The organism is Pseudoalteromonas sp. T1lg24 (assembly GCF_002964745.1).
Lineage (GTDB): Bacteria > Pseudomonadota > Gammaproteobacteria > Enterobacterales > Alteromonadaceae > Pseudoalteromonas > Pseudoalteromonas spongiae.
Genome location: NZ_PQCB01000016.1, coordinates 192437 through 214764, shown reverse-complemented (window position 1 = coordinate 214764; position 22328 = coordinate 192437). Strand labels below are relative to the sequence as shown.

At 40.8% G+C, this 22328-nt stretch carries 19 protein-coding genes and 1 pseudogene; 3 read left to right on the top strand and 17 right to left on the bottom strand.

Annotated features, from left to right (window positions below):
- The first annotated feature begins 50 nt into the window (after positions 1-50).
- Positions 51-1061, top strand: coding sequence for an asparaginase (gene ansA, locus C2M30_RS08340; RefSeq protein ID WP_105171312.1), 1011 nt, complete (start codon positions 51-53; stop codon positions 1059-1061).
- A gap of 62 nt (positions 1062-1123) precedes the next feature.
- Here the strand turns inward: ansA and msrB are convergent, their stop codons facing one another.
- Complete coding sequence (gene msrB / locus C2M30_RS08335; protein ID WP_100913455.1) at positions 1124-1495, bottom strand: peptide-methionine (R)-S-oxide reductase MsrB; 372 nt, start codon at positions 1493-1495, stop codon at positions 1124-1126.
- Positions 1495-2868 (bottom strand): NADP-dependent phosphogluconate dehydrogenase, encoded by a 1374-nt coding sequence (gene gndA / locus C2M30_RS08330; protein WP_105171311.1) that lies wholly within the window; start codon positions 2866-2868, stop codon positions 1495-1497. Before gndA ends, msrB begins: the two co-directional genes overlap by 1 nt.
- Before the next feature lie 467 nt (positions 2869-3335).
- Here gndA and pyk point away from each other — a divergent pair, with 467 nt between their 5' ends.
- Positions 3336-4772: a pyruvate kinase gene (pyk, locus tag C2M30_RS08325; RefSeq protein WP_100913456.1), complete on the top strand. Its 1437-nt coding sequence runs from the start codon at positions 3336-3338 to the stop codon at positions 4770-4772.
- Between the two features lie 232 nt (positions 4773-5004).
- Here pyk and C2M30_RS08315 read toward each other — a convergent pair whose 3' ends face one another.
- From C2M30_RS08315 to C2M30_RS08305, 3 genes are read right to left on the bottom strand one after another with little or no spacing between them, the layout of a single operon-like run.
- Positions 5005-5658, bottom strand: coding sequence for a DUF2987 domain-containing protein (locus tag C2M30_RS08315; RefSeq protein WP_158683354.1), 654 nt, complete (start codon positions 5656-5658; stop codon positions 5005-5007).
- Positions 5651-6454 carry a glucosaminidase domain-containing protein gene (locus C2M30_RS08310; protein ID WP_105171308.1) on the bottom strand — a complete coding sequence of 268 codons (804 nt, stop codon included), beginning with the start codon at positions 6452-6454 and terminating at the stop codon, positions 5651-5653. Before C2M30_RS08310 ends, C2M30_RS08315 begins: the two co-directional genes overlap by 8 nt.
- 59 nt (positions 6455-6513) lie before the next feature.
- Positions 6514-7089, bottom strand: coding sequence for a hypothetical protein (locus C2M30_RS08305; protein ID WP_105171307.1), 576 nt, complete (start codon positions 7087-7089; stop codon positions 6514-6516).
- A 122-nt stretch (positions 7090-7211) separates the two neighbouring features.
- On the opposite strand from C2M30_RS08305, the gene C2M30_RS08300 reads away from it, so the two are divergent.
- Positions 7212-8510, top strand: a complete 1299-nt coding sequence (locus tag C2M30_RS08300; protein WP_105171306.1) for an anti-phage deoxyguanosine triphosphatase — start codon at positions 7212-7214, stop codon at positions 8508-8510.
- Here the strand turns inward: C2M30_RS08300 and C2M30_RS08295 are convergent.
- The 12 genes and pseudogenes from C2M30_RS08295 to C2M30_RS08240 form a co-directional block, all read right to left on the bottom strand.
- On the bottom strand, positions 8507-8773 hold the full coding sequence (locus tag C2M30_RS08295) for a DUF1272 domain-containing protein (protein ID WP_010559985.1): 267 nt from the start codon (positions 8771-8773) through the stop codon (positions 8507-8509). The two genes, C2M30_RS08300 and C2M30_RS08295, sit on opposite strands and share 4 nt — an antisense overlap.
- A 206-nt stretch (positions 8774-8979) precedes the next feature.
- Positions 8980-10902, bottom strand: coding sequence for an adenylate/guanylate cyclase domain-containing protein (locus tag C2M30_RS08290; RefSeq protein WP_105171305.1), 1923 nt, complete (start codon positions 10900-10902; stop codon positions 8980-8982).
- A gap of 77 nt (positions 10903-10979) precedes the next feature.
- Positions 10980-11357, bottom strand: a complete 378-nt coding sequence (locus C2M30_RS08285; protein ID WP_105171304.1) for a Crp/Fnr family transcriptional regulator — start codon at positions 11355-11357, stop codon at positions 10980-10982.
- Between the two features lie 250 nt (positions 11358-11607).
- On the bottom strand, positions 11608-12399 hold the full coding sequence (locus C2M30_RS08280; protein ID WP_105171303.1) for a putative porin: 792 nt from the start codon (positions 12397-12399) through the stop codon (positions 11608-11610).
- 276 nt (positions 12400-12675) lie between these two features.
- Complete coding sequence (gene prpF, locus C2M30_RS08275) at positions 12676-13839, bottom strand: 2-methylaconitate cis-trans isomerase PrpF (RefSeq protein ID WP_105171302.1); 1164 nt, start codon at positions 13837-13839, stop codon at positions 12676-12678.
- A gap of 18 nt (positions 13840-13857) precedes the next feature.
- Positions 13858-16452, bottom strand: a complete 2595-nt coding sequence (acnD, locus tag C2M30_RS08270) for a Fe/S-dependent 2-methylisocitrate dehydratase AcnD (protein ID WP_105171301.1) — start codon at positions 16450-16452, stop codon at positions 13858-13860.
- Positions 16453-16513: 61 nt separating this feature from the next.
- Positions 16514-17638, bottom strand: coding sequence for a bifunctional 2-methylcitrate synthase/citrate synthase (gene prpC / locus C2M30_RS08265; RefSeq protein WP_105171300.1), 1125 nt, complete (start codon positions 17636-17638; stop codon positions 16514-16516).
- An 11-nt stretch (positions 17639-17649) separates the two neighbouring features.
- Positions 17650-18521, bottom strand: a pseudogene (gene prpB / locus C2M30_RS08260) (methylisocitrate lyase).
- A gap of 86 nt (positions 18522-18607) precedes the next feature.
- Positions 18608-19261, bottom strand: a complete 654-nt coding sequence (locus C2M30_RS08255; RefSeq protein ID WP_105171299.1) for a GntR family transcriptional regulator — start codon at positions 19259-19261, stop codon at positions 18608-18610.
- A 355-nt stretch (positions 19262-19616) separates the two neighbouring features.
- Positions 19617-21005: a serine hydrolase domain-containing protein gene (locus C2M30_RS08250; RefSeq protein WP_158683353.1), complete on the bottom strand. Its 1389-nt coding sequence runs from the start codon at positions 21003-21005 to the stop codon at positions 19617-19619.
- A 226-nt stretch (positions 21006-21231) separates the two neighbouring features.
- Positions 21232-21696, bottom strand: a complete 465-nt coding sequence (locus C2M30_RS08245; RefSeq protein ID WP_010559975.1) for a hypothetical protein — start codon at positions 21694-21696, stop codon at positions 21232-21234.
- 203 nt (positions 21697-21899) lie between these two features.
- Positions 21900-22292: a hypothetical protein gene (locus tag C2M30_RS08240; protein WP_105171297.1), complete on the bottom strand. Its 393-nt coding sequence runs from the start codon at positions 22290-22292 to the stop codon at positions 21900-21902.
- Positions 22293-22328 lie beyond the last annotated feature (36 nt).

The window sequence follows — 22328 nt, the reverse complement described above, 5'->3', positions numbered from 1 at the left end:
ACCCTAACTTTTACACTATAATAGCCCGGTACAACTACCGGGCTATTTTTATGAAAAGAAAGAAAATATATATCGCCTACACAGGCGGTACCATAGGTATGAAGAAATCAAGCAAAGGCTATATTCCAGCTGAAGGATTTCTTACTCAAACAGTTAAAGCCAGCGCTGAATTTAATCGTGAAGAAATGCCATTATTTGATATTCACGAGTATTGCCCGTTAATTGATTCTTCTGATATGAGCCCGATGCATTGGCAGCAAATCGCTGATGATATTAAAGCAAAATACGCAGAGTACGACGGTTTTGTCGTACTACACGGTACCGATACCATGGCCTATACCGCATCTGCCCTCTCCTTTATGTTGGAAAATTTAACCAAGCCGGTGATTGTTACTGGGTCGCAAATTCCACTATCGCAATTGCGCTCAGACGGTCAAGTTAACTTACTCAACGCAATGTATCTAGCGGCTAATTACCCTATCGGTGAAGTAAGTTTATATTTCAATAATCAACTTTACCGTGGTAACCGTGCAACCAAAATGCATGCCGATGGTTTTGCTGCTTTTGGTTCACCTAACATGTCGCCGCTTGCTAAGGTAGGCATTAATATTGAGTTAGTTGCAGGTCAATTAAGCCCAAGTTTAAACAATAAACTGGACGTCACTAAAATTACGCCTCAGCAAATTGCCGTATTGCACTTGTATCCAGGCATTTCTGTCGACCTGATTAAAAGTATGATGACAGACTCTTTAAAAGCACTTGTACTATTGAGTTTCGGTGTAGGTAATGCACCTCAAAACCCTGAAATGCTTGAATTATTTAGTAGCGCAACACAAGCAGGGTTAGTAATTATCAACCTTACTCAATGTATTCAAGGCAGTGTTAATATGGGTGGTTATGCAACCGGTAACGCACTACTAAATGCGGGCGTAATTAGCGGTTACGATATGACATTAGAAGCCTGTCTTACAAAACTACATTACTTACTTAGTCAAAACTTAGAAGTTGAAACGGTACGTCATTTAATGCAAGACAACCTAAAAGGTGAGCTCTCTCGCTAGAGCAGATGTAATATGCCAGTAAAAAAGCGCCCTACGGCGCTTTTTTGTTAACTAACTTGTAATTACTTTGCTTTAAAATCTAAACACACTGAGTTAATACAATAGCGCGTACCCGTAGGCGGCGGACCATCATTAAATACGTGACCAAGATGCGCATCACACTGCTTACAACGCACTTCAATGCGTTCCATGCCATGTGAGCTATCACGTAAGTAACGAATACTTTCTTTTTCACTGAAACTAAAAGCTGGCCAACCACAACCAGATTGAAATTTATCTTCCGATTTAAATAACAAAGCATTACAGCAAACACAATAATAATCACCCGACTCAAAGAAGTCGTTATATTCTCCCGTAAATGGGTATTCAGTGCCCCCATCAACGCACACATGCTTTTGTGCGTCGGTAAGGTGTGTTTGCCATTTTTTATCCATTATCGTACTTTTGCGTAAATATGAGTTAAGTCAGTTAAATGACAAGTTTCGCCTTCGTGCGTTTTAATACCATGCTCACCAAAGTAATCGCGTTGTGCTTGCACTAAATGACCATTGCTTGGTGTTGTAAGCGTTGCATAGTAAGTTTGCGTAGCTGCAAGTACTGGGAACGCGAGGCCTGATCTTACTGCGTCAGCGGAAATGTTACGAAGTGCGATCACTTCATCATTTAAACCATCAATAAACCCGTTACCTTCTGCGATTTGATCTAAGTAATCTGCACGAATAATACAGCCTGCACGCCATGTTTGTAACGTTTTAGCTAAATCCACCTTCCACTGATGTGAGCGTGATGCACCTTTAATCAAGGCTAAACCTTGGCGGTAACATAAAAGGCTCGCTAAATGGAATGCTTTGCGTAATTCTTCTAGATCAATGTCTACTTTCGCAGGTTGCTTTGCTGCGTAAGTCATTTCTAACGCTGCGTGGGTATCTTGCGTATTGGTTAAGTGGCGAGCTTGAACCGCTGCGACTAACGACGGTACCGCAATACCTAATTCAAGGGCATTTTGCGCAGTCCAAAGGCCTGTGCCTTTTGCACCAACTTTGTTATCGATTAAATCAACGATCGGTGTGTTGTCGCTCGAATTAAGCTTTAATATATGGCTTGAAATTGACAGTAGGTAACTGTTTAGTTCACCTTCAGACCAAGTATCAAAAAGCGCTGCAATTTCATCATTTGATTTACCGCAGCCTAAACGCAGTAAATGATACACTTCTGCAATTAACTGCATTAACGCATATTCAATGCCATTGTGAACCATTTTTACAAAATGACCTGATGCCGATTGACCAACACGAGCAAAGCACGATTCGCCATTATGACTTGCCGCTACTTTTTCAAAGAAAGGAATAATGCGTTCCCAACCGCCTTCAGAGCCCGATGCCATCATAGCCGGACCATGACGCGCTCCTTCAGCACCGCCCGAAATACCCATAGTGGCAAACTCAAACTTATTTTGATATTTCAGTTTACGGGCAATACCGTCTTTATAATTACTGTTACCGCAATCGACAATAATATCGTTAATATCAACGCCCGCTTCGATTAATTCTGAACACACTTTATCTACCAACTCGCCTGCTGGTACTAAAAGTAAAATTGAACGCGGTGTTTCAAGACGACGAACCATATCGGATAAGTCGCTTACAATATGCAGTCGTTCGGCAAACCCTTCTTTTTTCGCTAAGCTCAGTAAATCTTCGCCTGCATCTGGGTTTTTGTCATAAGCGACGAGATTTAAACCTTTCTCAATTAAATTTAAGGCAAGGTTCTTACCCATAACGCCTAAGCCAACTAATGCGACTTGCATATAAAATCTCCTAACTGTTAGGTGTGAATTCATTGCTAATCTAAATTTTAGTCAGTGCGATGTTTACACTGGATTTTTAGATTAGTTAAGCGGTAATGGCGCGCATTATATGGCTTTTCGACCAGCATGCAATTTTATTATTAAAAAAATTATAGAATATAATTTCTTTGCTAGGCCTTAATTTTACTCGATTTGTTCAATTCTCTACCGAATATCAATCGTCTAACGACCGATTTCAGCGGACTTATGTCCTTTTTGAGGGCTATTAAGATAATTTAAAAGGCGTATAATAAAATTTACATAAATATTATTCATACTAAATCTAGTGTGCAATCAGTTGACGCCAACATGACACCGGTGTCATAATCTACTAACCACACAAAAAGCAAGTATATTAAGCTAGCCTCTTTAGCTTAGTTGTTGTGTAATACAAAGAATATATAGAAATAGCCAACGGGAGCTACTAAATGCCAAGACGTACCAAAATCGTTGCCACACTCGGTCCTGCTACAGATAGAGACGATAATTTAGAAAAAGTAATAAAAGCAGGTGCCAATGTAGTACGCCTAAATTTCTCTCATGGCGTCGCACAAGATCATAAAGATCGTGCAGCAAAAGTACGTGAAATTGCTAAAAAATTAGATACACACATCGCTATTCTTGCCGATTTACAAGGCCCTAAAATCCGCGTTTCAACGTTTAAAGAAGGTAAAGTTGACTTAGCAGTAGGCGCAAAGTTTATTCTTGATGCTGAAATGGAAAAAGGTCAAGGCGACATCGATGGTGTAGGTATTGATTATAAAGAGTTACCACAAGATGTGTCATCGGGTGACTTATTGCTATTAAATGATGGCTTAATTCAATTAACTGTTGATGAAGTTGTTGGTAAAAAAGTGCACACCACTGTAACTGTTGGTGGTGTGTTATCAAACAACAAAGGTATCAACCGTTTAGGTGGCGGACTAACAGCGCCAGCGTTTACAGACAAAGACAAAGAAGATTTAATCACTGCAACTGAAATCGACGTTGACTACATTGCGGTTTCTTTCCCTCGTTCTGGCGATGATATGCGTTATGTACGTTCACTTGCAGAAGCTGCCGGTTCAAAAGCGCAACTACTTGCAAAAATTGAACGTGCAGAAGCCGTTGAAACGGAAGAAGCCATTGACGATATCGTATTAGCATCTGACGCTGTTATGGTTGCCCGTGGTGACTTAGGTGTTGAAATTGGTGATGCGGCGCTTGTTGGTAAGCAAAAAGCAATTATCAGCCGCGCACGTACGCTAAACCGCACTGTTATCACTGCGACACAGATGATGGAATCAATGATTGATAACCCAATGCCAACTCGTGCAGAAGTAATGGACGTTGCCAACGCCGTACTTGATGGCACCGATGCGGTAATGCTATCAGCTGAAACAGCAGCAGGTGACTACCCTGCTATCACAGTTGAGACTATGGCGCGTGTTTGTTTAGGTGCAGAGTCTCAGCCACAAACTGCTATTTCTAAGCACCGCTTAGATTCAATGTTTGAAAACACATCTGAAACAATCGCTCTATCAGCAATGTACGCAGCAAACCACTTAGATTCTGTAAAAGCACTAGTTGCACTAACTGAATCGGGTAGCACGGCAAAATTAATGTCGCGTATTAGCTCTGGTTTACCAATTTATTCGCTATCTCGCCATAACCGCACTCTTGGTCAAACAGCACTTTATCGTGGTGTTTATCCGGTGTATTTCGATTCAACAGAATACGATTCAGGTTCATTGGTAAAACAAGCACTAGCGACATTAGTAAGCAAAGGCTACTTACAATCTGGTGATAAAGTAATTTTGACCCACGGCGATGCGATGGAAACTGTTGGTGCAACAAATACACTTAAGTTAGTTACGGTAGATTAAGCCGAAATTAATATAAAAAAACCAGTTCAAATGAACTGGTTTTTTTGTTTTTAACAATTAATAAATCGCTTATACCAATTCTGTTAAGTATGTGATTAAGAATAACGCTGGATAAATGAAATGGTAACAAGGCTGAATTTTTCTTATGTAGTTGTTCTACATTGATAAATTCTAACGCAGTTAACATGATATTTAGTCCGCTAGGATGATCAGCTACTTAAGTGAATTGGTATTATTTTGCGATATATGGGATCACTTGTTTAATTGGTTGTGAAAACGTTAAACGCTTGTCTTCCCCTTCCACATCAAGCGATTCAATTGTACAGCGATTGTCTTTACACTTAATTTCATCACCCGCGCCCATTGGTGCAGCTACTGTGTTATCAAACACTAAGGTGACACCTTTCACTTCTGGCATCATAAACGAGAACAGTGTACGCATAAAAAAGCCAGACAAACGGCCAATTAAATCATCAAACTCAGTTTGCAGCTTAGCCATTTGTTTTAACGACACACTGTCACCATAATCTTGGCTTGATTCCATCTGCAATTTTAACTGGCATTGCTCACCCGATTTTGGCTGTACCACGATAAGTGCTTTGTCTTTATCGAGCGTTTCGTCGTACGGTAACAGCAATTTACTGGTTTTCGTATAATTAAGCGGATACTCATTGGTTTTAGTAATAATACTGCCGCTTTCAATCGTACAGGGATTGGCGTTTTGGTTAATCAAATAAAAACCAACATCTGCGCTTGCGTAATCCCCTTTCGACATCACTTTTAAACGGTCATAAAAGCCATCATACGAGACAACAAATTCAGACGCATTTGCTGCTAACGAAAGTGTTGATGCAAAAATGCCTGCCGCTACTAAAATCTTATTCACCGAAATACCTTTGATTCGTCATTAACATGTGATTTAGTTCATCAATATAGGCCTGACCGCGTTCTGAGTAGCTGCCAAGACCATTCAATAACTTCTCGGCTAGTATAATCTGCTCGTCGTAGCGATTGCTTTGCCTTAGATCACGAAGTTGTTGATATGCAGGGTGCGTATTAATGTTTCTGAAATAGGCGCGCACACTTTGCTCAAGTGTTTTAAATGCCGCAACTTCATGGCTACGCCCTTCATTACGCTTATTAGGTACCATGCCGCAACCTTCTTTAAAACACCATAAGCCAAAGAAATTTAAGCCAATACGTGCAAAACGCGAGGTTCCCCATCCTGACTCGTTAGCCGCCTGTGTTAGCACCATGGCGCGTGGAATCATATCAACACGGCGTAATGCACGGGTTAAGTTTTCTTCGTTAACTGTATCGTCGAGTTTATATTCAACAAGAATTTTCTTTAACGGTTTGATTTGTGCATCGGGAATGGCAAAGCCGAGTTCTAGCTCGGTTAAGGCTAAATCAATTTTTTCCCGTTGCTTTAGTATGCGTTTGTTTTCCGCGATTACATGTGGCTTCAACAAATCAAAAAATGCTTTTTTACGCGCTTTCACATCACGAATTTTCGCAAAATCGGGTAATTTCACATTATGCAGCGGCTTTTCAACAACCACTTTTTTTACTTGCGTTGCTTTATCTTTAGATTCGGCTTGTTTGTCAGAGTCAGTGAGCCAAGGAGCGACCAACATGTAACCAAACAAACACACTATAATTAGTTTTAATAATAACTTCATATAAAATTTAAGTAGTTTAGAAATGTCTAAAAAAAGGAACAATTCTACACTAATGCATACTAGGACGTAAGCTTTTTAATCTTTGCCCTATCCCAATAAATACTGTGACCCACTAATGAACTGAGTGCTTTATTAAATAATTCGAAACTCGCAAACGGCGTCATTTTACCCGTTAAGCAGTACCAAGAATGTGAATAACAATTGCGTTTACTCACATGATAATCGTGATAAGCAAACACCTGACGAGCAACGTGTTCTTGGTCAAAATCAAATATGATTGGGTTGGCAAGCGCGTCTGTCGCAACAAAAATATGCTGACCACTGCGGTCTTGTAAAAAGCGCTTAAAACTAATGGCGCGCGATAACCCAGAACCGTGTAGCTCTAACACAAGATCATCGTCAATTACTAAGCCTGTGTGGATAAACCCGTTGTACACTCCACAGCACACTATACTGCCAATTTCCGGCGTTATTTTAAATTCACTTGGTAGATGATCGCACGGATAGCGACCGACCGCACTGCGTGCCTTTAAACCTAACTTACGTTGTTTATCTTGCTTTTCTATCTCACTTCGATAAAACGAATTTGCTAACACTGCGGCCGCTGAAACGCCAAGCAAAATTGGTAATGGCATAATCTCACTCCAAATATCACCCTAGCTTTAACTATGGCACAGCTTATACCTTAATAGTGTTTTAAGTTGTTGCAATTTATGTCTAAAATAACACTATGATAGAAGTAGATTAAACTGGATTTATGACTGAAGAATGGCTTGCTAGACGTTATCAAGAAAACAAACATCGTCCCGACGATAAACGTTCCCCGTATCAAAAAGACCGCTCTCGCATTATTCACGCAGCCGCTTTTAGGCGTTTACAAGCAAAAACCCAAATTATGGGCATTGGCGTAAATGACTTTTATCGCACCCGATTAACCCATTCACTCGAAGTAGCACAAATTGCCAGTGGTATTTTAGGTCAACTAAGAGCAAATCCGAGCAATGCATCATTTTCAGCATGCTTACCTTGTCGCAGTCTTATCGAAACGTTATCACTAGCACACGACATTGGTCACCCGCCTTTTGGTCACGGAGGTGAAACAGCTCTCAATTACATGATGCGTGCGCACGGTGGTTTTGAGGGTAACGCCCAAACACTGAGAATTGTGGCTAAACTAGAGCCTTACAGTAAAGGCTACGGTATGAATCTAACACGCCGCACTTTATTAGGGTTTATAAAATACCCACAGCTGATCAAATCGTTGTGGAAAATTCCGCATGATGATGGCACAGATAAATTCATCAACTCTACTCGTTGGCTTCCCGCAAAAGGGCTTTATTGCGAAGAAAGCGCGGTGTTTGATTGGGTATTAGCACCGCTTTCAGATACAGACAAAAGCATATTTACATCATTTGCCGAAAATGCCAATGGCGTTGCTCGCACCCAATATAAATCACTCGACTGTGCCATTATGGAATTAGCCGATGATATTGCCTATGGCGTGCATGATTTAGAAGATGCGATTGCCACAGGCATGGTAAGTCAGCATCAATGGCATGAGTTTGTAGCTAATCATTTGAGTGAGTTAGAAGATGGTTGGCTTAAAACCAATTTACCACGCATTTCTGCTCAACTATTCTCACGCGATGAAGCCGATTTAAAAGAAGTAATTGGTGAACTAGTTAATTTATTTATTACACAGGCAAAAGTGAAAAAGCTTGGCGTATTTGACAGCCCATTGCTTAACCACTCGGTATATTTAGAGAAAGAGTTATTTATTTTACTTGAAGGGTTAAAGCAATTTGTGTTTCGTAACGTAATTCGCCATCCAGAAATGCAGCAAATTGAATTTAAAGGACAAAAAATTATTTCCGATTTATTTGCCGCGTTTGCCAGCGATCCGCTAAGGTTGTTACCTCATACTCGTCAAACAATTTACCAAGCGGCGCTCGAAAACGGCGAAACCGGCTACCGTCAACTTTGCGATTACATCTCATCAATGACCGATGAATACGCCATAAAGGTACACGGTCGCTTATTTACTACTGAGTATTAAGCTATTTTTGAGTCGTCATAAAATACTGTACCATCGTCTTTTGATACATTACGACTACAGTGACTTTCTTGTGTTTCAAGTAATTCACTGGGTCGTAAACTACGCTCTTTTAATGCTTCGCCACAATGCGGACATACATCAATTAAACATTCGCTACTAAGATGAAAACAGTTGGTGCACTCAAAGCAACTCACTTCCGTTTCACTTTGTGCTTGTTCGCTTTTTTGACAATGGAACAATGCGTGTTCTGCCATATTTGACATTACGATCCTCCTTTTTGTTTGAACATAAAGAAAGCAACCCTGTTTGACAAGCTTATTTAATGAACAATTACTAAAACCAGTAAAAAGTGCTAATTAGTGCATTTTAATTGTCACAATAGCGCCATATTTATTAATCCATAAATGTGAGGAAGCGCACTAATCTTTCCTCGTACTCAGGTGCGCTAGCATAAATGTATTATAGCCTGTCATTTGTTATCTAAATATGACTCACCACCCCATGATGCTGGGAGTGCTTGCCGTTTATATTCTTCGATACGCTCAAGAAACAACGTAGATAAAACCATTAACTCTGGTTCAGAATAAAGTGATTGATAGTAGGTGTGCGCTTTTTGCCAATCCTTATCGCAATACGCTGAAAATGCCTGTGCTAATCTCTGTTGGTGCAATGGGCTTTCGAAATAACAATAGATATTGATGGCCTGCGATTTACCTTTTAAAACAACTTTATCAATTAAGGTAAAGTGGGATTTGTCATTCAGTTGCTCATAAACAGCTTGTCCAATCAATAAATCACTGCCGTACAATCTATTAACGCTTTCCAGGCGCGCCGCTTGGTTTACCGCATCGCCAATGCAGGTGTAATCGAATAAAATATCTGAGCCAAGATGACCAACGATAACTTCGCCATAATTTACACCTATACGCAGTTTCAGTTCAGGCAACCCCTGGCGTTGCAATTCTTCACTGAGTTTTACGCAAGTTGCATTCATTTCAATTGCCGCAGCAACCGCTTTTTCAACCGAGTTTTCACAGGCTACCGGTGCACCCCAAAATGCCATTACCGCATCGCCTAAATATTTATCAAGCGTGCCCCCGTGTTTTACGATAATGCGACTATGCGCTGTCAGCACCTGATGCAAAATATCAGCAACTTGTTCAGCCTGAGTTTGCTCTGCGAGCTTGGTAAACCCAGCTAAATCAGCAAATAAAATCGCTAAAAATTTACGCTCACCACCAAGCTCTAACGTTGTAGGGTTGTCTTTAAGCTCATGCAATACCTGATCGGATACATAACGTGAAAACGCATTAGTAATAAACTGCTGCTGTCTTTGCTGTTTTCGAAAGCCAAGGACAAAGTAAAATAAATAACTACTGATTGCTATTGCACACAAACTTACTACTCGCAGCGAAACACCATGATAAAACGCAAAAAGTGAAATAATCACAATGAAACCAAGTAACTTAGCCAAACCTAGTAGTGATTTTTTCAACGACGCTGCAGTAAATAGATAACTTGCAAACAATGCAACCAACAAAGCTAAAAATGCGGTTTGCAATACAGTTAACGTTGAAATGCTTGACCCGTTTTGTACATTAACAATCGCGTTAGCATGCACCTCTACACCCGACATTGTATTGCCAGATAACCAAGTAAAAGGCGTACGATAGCGGTCAATGGCCGTGTCACCAAAACGCGTATTGGCAAGAATATCGATGCCTACTAATACAATTTTGTCTTTAAAAATATGATCGGGTAACAGATTTGCACTTGTAGCCTTGACGAAAGGTATCGTTACAAAGCTGTTTGTATCGCCAATAAAGTGAATTCGGGTATTATTTGTGGGGTTTTGTGCGCTAAACGCGTAACTTATACTGCTACTATGCGGTAAATGTCTTATCACACCATCAAGATCAGATGACAATTCAAAAGACTTAATTTTTGCACCCGCATCTCGATAATAATTTAATAAAGAATCGTCCTGCCCGCTTTGACTCTTTGCAAGATAAACAGGTAAATTGCTAGCTGTTATACTGCTTGCCAAATTAGAAGCTTCTTTCTCACTTTCATTAGGTAAAGCATCTATAGGTAGATTTAATACAACCGCTTGTGCGCCTGCCTGATTTAACCGTTTTAGTAAATTAGTGTAATAACCTGCAGGCCAAGGCCAACTAGATTGATAGTGGGCAAAACTTTGCTCGTCGATTGCGACAATTACAACGTCAGTTTTACTGACTGTGGCGGGAATAATATTGGATTGTGCATCAAATGCCGTGTTTTCAAGTTGCTGCCAAGCATCACTTTTTGACAAAACGTACACACAACACACACTTATTAACGACGATAACAGGCTATACAACAACCACTTTTTGCTAACCTGATTAAACATACAAGTAATTAACCTTGAAATATGGGTTCACGCGTTGTGCTAGTCTATTTTACGCAAAGTTTGACTTTACTGTACGTTTATTCGCCTTCCGCTTCTAACAGGGTGACAGGTTCCATTAAACGTTCTGTGGTTTTTTCTAAACGGAGCGCTAAACCTTCAATGATGCGTGCGGCAATACCCGCGTTATTCGCTAACATTTCTTCAAAGCGTTCGCGCTCGTATACTTGCAATACAGTATCTTCCGTAGCAATGGCACAACAACTACGCAATGAGTTTGTGATAATCGCCATCTCACCTAAAAACTCCCCCTCGCCTAAGTAACTTAATACCACGGATTGTCCCATTTTTGACTTGACCAGCTTAATTTTACCTGAGCGGATCACATACATACGCTCTGCTTTGTCGCCTTGTTGAAACAAGGTTTGACCTTCTAATAGGGTTAATTCGCGGGTCATAGTATTCCTTACTTATAAATTGGCTTTAGGCTAAATTATCGCTATTAAACAAGGTGATGTCTACGACTGAATGACTAATTAACCTGAGCTAGGGATAACAAATTACTTTCCAGAAGGAATAAAACAAGATGGTTATTATATTTCAGATGCTTAGCTAGTTTCTCAACCCACATTCAGGTTAACTAAAATCTTTTCACATTAAAAAAGGAAGCGAATGCTTCCCTTTTACAAGATTACAATCAACGGCTCTTTAGAACTGCGCTGTTAGGTTGATTTGATACATATCGTAATCATAATCGCTATCTAGATTTGTACCATAACTACCCGATAAAGCCCAGTTGGTATTAAAGTAATAACGTCCACCAATTTGAATATCATCTGATTTATTAACTGATGCAAATACTGATAAACCTTCATTGAAATAATAGTTTGAGCCTAATAACCAATGATCGAAATCACCTGCATTAATATCAAGGTTTACAGTTAGATAACGGCCTTGCCCAAGCTCTGCATAATATTTTGTATCTAGGCTTAAGTAATCAAACTCGTCGTCAACAGATGCCGTAAATCCAACATAATCCGTTGTGTTTAAGCTTAAATTATACTGTGCTGTTGCATAAAAGCTGCCATCTATACCTCGCGCGTCAGAGTCACGGTAGTGAATACGTGCAATTAAATCAGGTGTAAATAAATAACCAAATGACGCCTCATAATAATCTATATCGCCCCAATTTGAATCTGAATTTCTGTAGCTACCACCAGCTACAAAGTTATTGAAGAAATATTCACCGTGCACACCAATTGTATCGACATCATCATTGTCGTTATAAAACGCACCAATGTTCGACTTGGTATTGATGTAAGAAAATTCATTGTATGGGCCAAGTGCTTTACGCGCATCAAAATAATATACAGAACCAATGCTTACAATTTCATCGTAGTCCGTATCTGCATATGACGCATTTGAAATTGACTGGTATTCATTTGCACAGGCTGCAAATGATGTAAGCGTAACTAAACTCGCTAATAATGTTTTTTTCATGCTACTTTCCTTGTGTAGTAATTTTCTCGACGGTGGATATTATAGAAAGCATTGAATCACGGACAACCATAGCGCCATTTACATTAAGTCAACAGTATCCCTTTCTATTCATAGACTTAGTACTTTTTAATCAGATTTAACACCGTATTTACAATCGCGTTTATTTATTATCTCGCACTGTAGAGATCTCTTACACGACTTTAAGACAAAATACCCGCTTATAGAACGAAAAAAGGAAGCCACAGCTCCCTTTAAAATTAATGATTTACAGTACATTTACAAAGGTACGTGTAACACCCCTTCCATTATTACCCTTGCACTTCGGCTCATACTAGCAAATTCTGCTTGCCAGCCAGCGTCAGTTTCAACTGTTTTTGCACCGACTTTCATGGTGCCTGATGGATGACCAAAGTTCACATCAGCAATATCACCGCCACCAGCAGCTAAATTTACTAATGTGCCTTTTGTCACAGCAGCGCAGGCAATCGCAACTGCTGCTGTGCCCATCATCGCATGGTGCAGTTTACCCATAGAAAGCGCACGCACATTTAAATCAATGTCAGCGCTTTTTACCATATCACCGCTTGAGCTAATGTAATCTTGTGAAGGTGAAACAAACGCAATTTTAGGTGTATGCTGGCGCGTTTTCGCTTCACTTGGGTCACTAATTAGACCCATTTTAAGCGCCCCTGCGATTCTTAGCTTTTCAAAAAAAGCCAGTTTGTCACTATCACCATTGATGTCTTCTTGCAGCTCCACACCACTGTAGTTAATATCATCACTATTAACAAAAATAGTTGGAATACCGGCATTAATCATGGTGGCTGGAATATCCCCTAAGCCCTCAACCGTTAACGTATCGACCAAATTCCCGGTTGGGAACATGTTTTCGCCCACTGGGGATGGCGCAAGGAATTGTACTTTAATTTCGCTGCTCGCAAATGCGACGCCATCAAGTTTAAAGTCGCCAACCTCGTTAACTTCACCATCTTTTATGGGTACTTGCACCACCAGCGTTTTTTCGATGTTTTTTTGCCAAATACGCACTTCAACATCGCCATTTTGCGGAATACGTGCAGCACCTACTAAACCATTGTTAATGGCAAATGCGCCCACGGCGGCCGTTAAGTTACCGCAGTTACCACTCCAATCAACACTTGGTTTATCGATTGCAACTTGGCCAAATAAGTAATCAACGTCGTGATCCGCTTTATCACTTTTAGCGACAATTACTGTTTTACTGGTGCTGGACGTTGCACCGCCCATACCATCGATTTGTTTCTCGTACGGATCTGGGCTGCCAATCGCACGCATTAGTAACTTATCGCGAAATTCACCTGGCTCCTGTGCTTCAGGCGGTAAGTCGCTTAGCTTAAAAAACACCCCTTTACTGGTGCCGCCACGCATATAAGTTGCAGGGACTTTGTATTTTGTTGTCATAGTGAGGTATAGCAGCGATTAACTCGCTGCTGTCTCCGCTAAAAAGTCTTGTGCAAAGCGTTGTAATACACCACCCGCACTGTAAATAGAGACTTCTTCCGCTGTATCTAAACGACAGGTAACCGGCACCTCTACTACTTCGCCATTTGCGCGATTGATAATCAGCGTTAAATCACACCCTGGCGCAGGCTCGCCTTTTACATCAAAGGTTTCAGTACCGTCAATTGACAGTGTTTTACGTGTTGTGCCAGCTTTAAATTCAAGCGGCATGACACCCATACCAATTAAGTTTGTACGGTGAATACGCTCAAAACCCTCTGCCACAATGGCTTCAACCCCTGCCAAGCGCACACCTTTTGCCGCCCAGTCACGTGATGAACCTTGGCCGTAATCAGCACCGGCAATAATAATTAGCGGTTGTTTACGTTCCATATAGGTTTCAATTGCTTCCCACATACGCGTTACTTTGCCTTCTGGCTCAATACGCGCAAGTGACCCTTGTTTTACTTCGCCGTTCTCTGTCACCATCTCATTAAACAGCTTAGGGTTGGCAAAAGTAGCTCGCTGCGCCGTTAAGTGATCGCCTCGGTGCGTTGCATACGAGTTAAAGTCTTCTTCTGGTAACCCCATTTTGGCTAGGTATTCCCCTGCTGCACTGCTTGCTTGAATAGCATTAGACGGTGATAAATGATCGGTTGTAATGTTATCGCCAAGTACAGCAAGCGGACGCATGCCTGTCATAGTGCGTGGTTTGGCAAGTGCGCCTTCCCAATATGGCGGACGGCGAATATAGGTACTCATTTCGCGCCAATCGTATAGTGGGTTATTGTCTTCGCCGTAATCCACGGTTAAATCGAACATTGGCGTATAAACCGCGTTAAATTGCTCTGGCTTAACGCTTTTTGCAATTACCGCGTCAATTTCTTCATCGCTTGGCCAAATATCATTTAAGCGAATTTCTTTACCCTCAGCCGATACACCCAGTACATCGTTTTCAATATCAAAACGAATACTTCCTGCGATTGCATAAGCAATAACCAGTGGTGGCGACGCTAAAAACGCTTGATTAGCATGAGGGTGAATACGACCGTCAAAGTTACGGTTACCTGAAAGTACTGCCGTCGTGTATAAATCGCGCTCAATAATTTCTTGTTGAATAACAGGGTCTAGCGCACCACTCATACCATTACACGATGTACAGGCAAAACCCACGACACCAAAACCCAAGCTTTCAAGCTCTGGTAGTAAGTTTGCTTCTTCCAAGTAGCTTTTAACCACCTTAGAACCCGGCGCAAGCGAAGATTTAACCCAAGGTTTACGGGTTAAACCAAGTTTATTGGCATTGCGCGCAATTAAACCTGCTGCAATCATATTGCGTGGGTTTGATGTATTGGTACAGCTAGTGATAGCTGCCACAATTACCGCACCATCTGGCATTTGTGTATCTGTATGCGAATAATCACCCAGTAAGTCGGTGTTTTTCAGCTCGTTGGTTGCTACGCGGCGATGCGGGTTTGAAGGCCCTGCGATATTACGGCCAACCGAACTTAAATCAAAGGTTAATACACGCTCGTATTTCGCCTCAGTCATTTCTGATGCCCAAAGGCCTGTTGTTTTTGCGTATTCTTCTACTAGCTTAATTTGACTGTCTTCACGGCCTGTTAGCTTTAAGTAATCAATGGTCTTTTCATCAATGTAGAACATGGCCGCTGTTGCGCCGTATTCTGGCGTCATATTTGAAATGGTTGCACGATCACCTAAATTTAAGTGCTGCGTACCTTCACCGAAGAATTCAAGGTAAGTAGACACCACTTTTTCGTTACGTAAAAACTCGGTAATTGCTAACACAATATCGGTTGCTGTAATACCTGGCTTACGCTCACCGATAATTTCAACCCCGACAATGTCAGGTAAACGCATATACGATGCGCGACCTAACATTACGCTTTCAGCTTCAAGGCCACCAACACCAATGGCAATAACACCTAATGCATCTACATGGGGTGTATGGCTGTCTGTGCCCACTAAAGTATCTGGGAAGGCAACGCCATCACGGGCTTGTACAACCGGCGACATCTTCTCAAGGTTGATTTGGTGCAAAATACCGTTACCCGGTGGGATCACATCAATATTTTTAAATGCCGTTTTAGTCCAATTAATAAAATGGAAGCGGTCTTCATTCCGGCGATCTTCAATCGCGCGGTTTTTTTCAAACGCGTCTTTATCGTAACCACCGTGCTCTACCGCAAGGGAGTGGTCAACAATCAGCTGTGTAGGTACTACAGGGTTAACTAGTGATGGGTCGCCGCCTTGCTCTGCGATAGCATCACGAAGGCCTGCTAAATCAACCAGTGCGGTTTGGCCTAAAATATCGTGACACACCACGCGTGCTGGAAACCATGGAAAATCAAGGTCGCGCTTGCGCTCAATAAGTTGTTTTAACGAATCAGTTAGCATTGCAGGTTCGCAGCGGCGAACGAGGTTCTCAGCTAGTACTTTTGAGGTATAAGGTAATTGTTGATAGCTACCCGGTGAAATGGCATTCACCGCAGCTTCAACATTAAAATAATCTAGGCCGGTATTGCCTAGCTTTTGACGGTATTGGGTATTCATATGGGCTCCACAACAAACTCGGAGTAAAGGCATGCTAGGCATGCCTTGATGTAACGCGACATTAACGCGCTGAAATAGGTGGTACTTCGCGTGCTTCAGGGCCTGTGTAATCAGCACTTGGACGAATAATACGGTTATTAGCACGTTGCTCTTTCACGTGTGCTGTCCAGCCTGTTACACGGCTCATTACAAAGATTGGCGTAAATAACGCTGTTGGAATACCCATAAAGTGATATGCCGATGCATGGAAGAAATCAGCATTACAAAATAGCTTTTTCTCACGCCACATTACTTCTTCACAGCGAACAGATACTGGATAAAGCACGTCATCGCCTACTTCTTTTGCAAGTAATTCAGACCACTTTTTGATGATCACATTACGCGGGTCAGACTCGCGGTAAATTGCGTGACCAAAGCCCATGATTTTTTCTTTACGTTCAAGCATGCCCATCAGTGCTTCTTCAGCTTGATCAGCACTTGTAAAGTTTTCAATCATTTCCATTGCGGCTTCGTTTGCACCGCCATGCAGTGGGCCACGCAGTGAACCAATTGCACCCGTTACACATGAATGCACATCAGACAGCGTTGAAGCACATACGCGCGCTGTGAAAGTTGACGCGTTAAATTCATGCTCTGCGTATAAAATTAGTGATACATTCATTACCTTAGCAAATAGCTCGCTTGGTGCTTTGTCGTGTAATAAATGTAAGAAGTGCGCACCAATTGAATCGTCATTAGTTTCAACATCAACACGTACACCGTCGTGCGAGAAACGATACCAATAACAAATAATACTTGGGAAAACCGCAACCATACGGTCGATATGGTCGTTCACATCGTTAAAATCGGTTTCCATTTCAAGGTTACCTAACATTGAACAACCGGTACGCATTACATCCATTGGGTGCGCTGTTTTAGGAATAGATTCTAGAACGGTTTTAAGTGCCGCAGGTAAACCACGTAGTGATTTTAGTTTTGCCTTGTACTCATCAAGTTGTGATTGATTTGGTAATTCGCCACGGCTTAAAAGGTACGATACTTCTTCAAATTCAACTTTATCTGCAAGCTCTGAAATATCATAACCACAATACGTTAAACCACTGCCTGATTTACCAACTGTACATAACGCTGTTTCACCAGCAACTTGACCACGTAATCCTGCTCCGCCTAATGCTTTATCTACCATTTTCCTGCCCCTTATTTGTTATTCTGAAAAAGTTTATCAAGTGTGTTTTCAAACGAGTGGTAATCTAAGAAGTCATACAACTCGGCGCGGGTTTGCATTGAATCAATTGCGCTTGCTTGCGAGCCTTCACTTAAAATAGTGTTGTACACATTAAGTGCCGCTTTATTCATTGCTCTAAACGCACTTAGTGGGTAAAGCACCATGCCTACACCCACTTCTTCTAATTGTGTTTTTGAATAAATTGGTGTTTGGCCAAATTCAGTAATATTAGCAAGAATTGGTACATTAAGCGCATCGCTAAATGCTTTATAGTCAGCAAGGTCGTGCACTGCTTCTGCAAAGATTGCATCGGCACCTGCTTCAATACACGCAGCTGCGCGGTCGATTGCAGCATTTAACCCTTCTTTTTGAAACGCATCGGTACGCGCCATAATGTAAAAATGCTCATCCGTTTTTGCATCAACCGCCGCCTTAATGCGGTCAACCATTTCTTGCTGACTTACGATTTCTTTGTTTGGACGGTGGCCACAACGCTTTTGCGCGACTTGATCTTCAATATGAAAACCTGCTGCCCTGCTTTTGTCATTTCTTTTACTGTACGCGCAATATTAAATGCACCACCCCAGCCTGTATCTGCATCTACAAGTAGTGGTAAATCAGATGCGCTGGTAATACGGCGAATATCTTCAAGCACATTATCTAAGCTGGTCATGCCTAAATCGGGTAAACCGTAACTTGCGTTGGCAACCCCTGCGCCTGATAAGTAAATGGCTTTATGCCCTACCTTCTCTGCCATCATTGCAGTATAGGCATTGATAGTGCCGACCACTTGAAGCGGTTGGTTCTCTGCTAATGCTTGGCGAAACTTCAAACCTGCTGACATGTATGTCTCCTTTGAACGGTATTTTTATATTTGTACGCTAGCGTTACGCTAACTAAATTTGTTTACACTTTTATTGGCATCACACATTACTGAAACTTACGTTCAATATTGTTACCTGACGCCGCGATATGTCTTTTCATTAATAATTCGGCTAATTCGCCATCACGCGCTGCAATGGCATTAATAATAGCCAAGTGCTCATCAAATGCTTTACTAACACGTGGGCCATTCATGCCCATTTGCACTCGGTACATTCGCACTAATTGGTATAATTCGTTGCACAATAGATTAATTAAGTGGCTGTTTTTACTGCCTTTAATAATGCGGTAGTGAAAATCTAAGTCACCTTCTTCTTGGTAGTAAGACTCTCCTTGGCGCACCCGTTGTGTCGACAAATGCTCATCAAGTAACGCTTTTACCTGATTGATTTCGTCGTTTGTCATATTGGTTGCTGCTAAACGACACGCTAAGCCCTCAAGGGCGCTACGTACTTGATAAATTTCATCTAACTTTTCTGGGGTAAGCGAAATTACACGGCAGCCCACGTTGGCTTTGCGCTCGATTAAATGACAGCTTTCTAAACGATTAAGCGCCTCACGCAAGGTTGCGCGACTAACTTGATGCTTTTTGGAGAGTTCTGGCTCAGAAATTTTTGAGCCTTGCGCTATTTCGCCTTCCACAATGGCTTGGCGAATGTCGACAAAAACTTTATCTGACGCTGTTTTTACTTCATTTTCCAATTTAAAACCTAACTATTGTCGACAATAACTAGGAGTAATATAGGAGTGATTCACGAAGAGATCAACAGATTGTCGACAATTTTGGCAATTAATTTTATTAAATTAGACTAAAGCGGTGTTGATTGTCGACAATAGAGAATAAGAAATACTTCGGAGAGCGTTCCGCTATTAACGTATAACGACTATTAACTAACCCTTGTGCAATTAACGCTTAATGTAAATCACTTCATTAAGCCGCTTGATTAAAAGAGCCCTTATAATTCACGTTCTACACCGAAAAAAATGTAGGCCATCGCTAAACACGCTACCTACACCTAAGTTCGTTCACATAACGCCTGTTAATTATTAAAGGCCTTTAAAGTGTTGCACCGCAAATAGAGTTTCGTTCTTCTAAATTCTTAACTAATCTGTGATTACACGCCTTTGCAAAATGATGTTTCGCATCTTCCGATTGTTTAAAATGGTTACCGATCACAGCAAATAACTGTAACGATTTACTTGCTAGGTTTGACCAAAGTAACTCATAGGCAAACGATGTCATCATGCCTTCATCTAATGTGTATTTGTTGGCTTTAATATCGGTTAATACCTTTTCAAAGGTGCCAGTGGTAATCGCTTTGGTTAATGCAAGCGCAACATCATTTTCACGATTTGGTACCTGCTCGCCATAAAGCACCTTGGCAATATCCCCTACTAGTTGGCGTTTCAACTGATAACTCATACCATTATTGCTAAGTAGAATAACGCTGTGTTTATCATCTATAAGACGCAGCACCATGCTGCTGTAGCCTTTTATTTTGCCATCATACATATGGGCATTCACTTTACGTGACTCTCTAATTGGCAATTTACCTACTCGCCAACTGTAAGGTAAATCAGGGTTAAACAATTGGCGCTTGCTTTGTGCATTAACTAGTTCTGTGCCATAAAGCGCTAAATCAAATCGATATAAATCATCGGCGCTACTATAAATGGCGGCTCCTGCACCAAATAATTTGTAGTTGTTGTCTGGTTCACGTGTATAGCCACCAGCATCTTGCCATTGATGCGCTTTAATTACGTGAGCACTTTGTGTATTAACAGGGGCGACACCCGAATGCGTCATATTAAGTGGTGCTAAAATATTGGTTTTTAGACTCTGTGCAAATGATTGCCCTGTGGCTTTTTCAATGATTTTACCTAACAGAAAGTACGCAGGGTTTGAATAATTGTGCTCTTCACCAGGCTCAGCACTTAACGGCATATTGGCTATAACATCAACAAATGCCTGCTCAGTGGTTACGTTGTGAAAGTCACGATTAAACCAGTTATTGAGCGTAAAGTGATTAGGTATACCCGATGTATGATTCAATAAATGATGTAATGTGATTTTTCGGCCAATATCATTATCAAATTCAGTAAAGTAGTCGGCTAATGTACTTTCAAGCTTTAGTTTACCTTGCTCTTTAAGTTTAAGCACTAATGTGGCTGTAATGGGTTTACTAAGCGATGCAATTTGAAACGAACTGTTTACGCTAAGTGGTGTACGATTGTCATAATTGGCAAAGCCATACGCCCGCTCAAATATTTTTTCGCCCGATTGAGAAACCAGTAACACTCCTTCAAATGCACCATGTGATACGTAACTGTTAATTACGCTTTCGATAGCGCTTTTTGTTGTTTGTGTTGTGGGCTGTTCTTTAGCATTAAGACTAAAAGATAAGGCAAGCCCTATAGTCGCAGACGCAATTTTTGCTGTTAACACAATTAAGTTCCCTGTTTTTGCATAGCGTTAGATGGTGCTTAGTATCTATTGCTTAATTACACTCAGCAAATCAAAATTGTATAAAAATATTAATGAGTTATTAGTGCGTGTTGTCCTTTTCGCCCAAAATTTAAAGGCCAAATTCGCTGGCTTTCTATCGCTAAGTAATAAGCTTATTGCAAAAAAATAGCCCAACTATTTAAATGTTTGGGCTATCACAAAATTGCTACGTTTTATTATTTGTTGTGTCCCGCGTTAAATATAAAAACACACCTAAAGATGCTAGTAAAAACGCGGTGCTAATAATAATGGCTACGGGATAATACAAGTTACCTGCTAGTTCAAGTTGGCTGTATTTAATAACCATAATCAGCCCCTCTAATGAAAGCGCGATACTCACAGTACCAATAAAACGCGGAATTGTGCCACGCAAACTCTCAATGGCATTGTTACTTTCTTCAGCCACCGAGTATTCTTTATGGATCACTAAGGCTAGCTCAAACACTGCCAACGCAATAATGCCTGTATTAATGCCGTTTAAGAAGATTTGGGTAACGTCTTCACCTGCCAAAATGCCGCTTAATGTCGATTTTCCAAGTGAGTACAACAAAGCTAACGCCATGCCTAAAAATATAAACACAAAGATTTTAGCAATTACAAAACGGACTTTTTGAAACAGGTCATTACTCATAAACTCTCCAGCAACATTGATATAAATACCGATACATCTCAACATATCGCGTATTATTAAACAACAGGTTAGCTATGACGCTTTGTTATTAAAAGTAATCTATAGCCCGTAGTAAATGTGAGAATTGAAGTTAAAAAAAGATGTGAAAATATTGTGCTTAATGAGTTTAAGCGTGCGATAAGGATATCAATCTAATTGGCTTGTTATGTGCATTTGTTGATTTCTGCTAACTCTAAATCAATATTGGCAACAATATAACCATACTCTTTTTTAGATAATTCTTTAGACTGAAACTGTTGCTTAGCTAAATCATGATTCCAAGCTTTACCACAAGGTGCCGCAGGAATAGCGGTATCAACCTTTAGAAGATAGATATCTTGTTCTTGAACAACACCACCTTTTCTTACAATACTTTTGGCACAAAGGCTTAAAGCATACTCAACCGCAAATTTATCTACACTTGGCATTCCAATAAACTCAACATCACAACCAAGTTTTTTATTACCCTTAGTATCAACATAATAAAGTTGCCCTGACGTTGTACAGGCTGAGCAAGTAAAGGCTACAAAGATTAAAAAGATATGTTTAATACTCACAGGGACTCCTTGTGTACATAGACATAATGACTCCCT

Bases quoted from the DNA above. Each gene is read 5' to 3' on its own strand.
- C2M30_RS08245 (WP_010559975.1), bottom strand. From the start codon at position 21,696: ATGAGTAATGACCTGTTTCAAAAAGTCCGTTTTGTAATTGCTAAAATC.
- C2M30_RS08290 (WP_105171305.1), bottom strand. From the start codon at position 10,902: ATGTTTAATCAGGTTAGCAAAAAGTGGTTGTTGTATAGCCTGTTATCG.
- C2M30_RS08295 (WP_010559985.1), bottom strand. From the start codon at position 8,773: ATGTCAAATATGGCAGAACACGCATTGTTCCATTGTCAAAAAAGCGAA.
- C2M30_RS08310 (WP_105171308.1), bottom strand. From the start codon at position 6,454: ATGAAGTTATTATTAAAACTAATTATAGTGTGTTTGTTTGGTTACATG.
- pyk (WP_100913456.1), top strand. From the start codon at position 3,336: ATGCCAAGACGTACCAAAATCGTTGCCACACTCGGTCCTGCTACAGAT.
- gndA (WP_105171311.1), bottom strand. From the start codon at position 2,868: ATGCAAGTCGCATTAGTTGGCTTAGGCGTTATGGGTAAGAACCTTGCC.
- C2M30_RS08305 (WP_105171307.1), bottom strand. From the start codon at position 7,089: ATGCCATTACCAATTTTGCTTGGCGTTTCAGCGGCCGCAGTGTTAGCA.
- prpC (WP_105171300.1), bottom strand. From the start codon at position 17,638: ATGGTAGATAAAGCATTAGGCGGAGCAGGATTACGTGGTCAAGTTGCT.
- msrB (WP_100913455.1), bottom strand. From the start codon at position 1,495: ATGGATAAAAAATGGCAAACACACCTTACCGACGCACAAAAGCATGTG.
- C2M30_RS08300 (WP_105171306.1), top strand. From the start codon at position 7,212: ATGACTGAAGAATGGCTTGCTAGACGTTATCAAGAAAACAAACATCGT.
- C2M30_RS08285 (WP_105171304.1), bottom strand. From the start codon at position 11,357: ATGACCCGCGAATTAACCCTATTAGAAGGTCAAACCTTGTTTCAACAA.
- C2M30_RS08280 (WP_105171303.1), bottom strand. From the start codon at position 12,399: ATGAAAAAAACATTATTAGCGAGTTTAGTTACGCTTACATCATTTGCA.
- prpF (WP_105171302.1), bottom strand. From the start codon at position 13,839: ATGACAACAAAATACAAAGTCCCTGCAACTTATATGCGTGGCGGCACC.
- acnD (WP_105171301.1), bottom strand. From the start codon at position 16,452: ATGAATACCCAATACCGTCAAAAGCTAGGCAATACCGGCCTAGATTAT.
- ansA (WP_105171312.1), top strand. From the start codon at position 51: ATGAAAAGAAAGAAAATATATATCGCCTACACAGGCGGTACCATAGGT.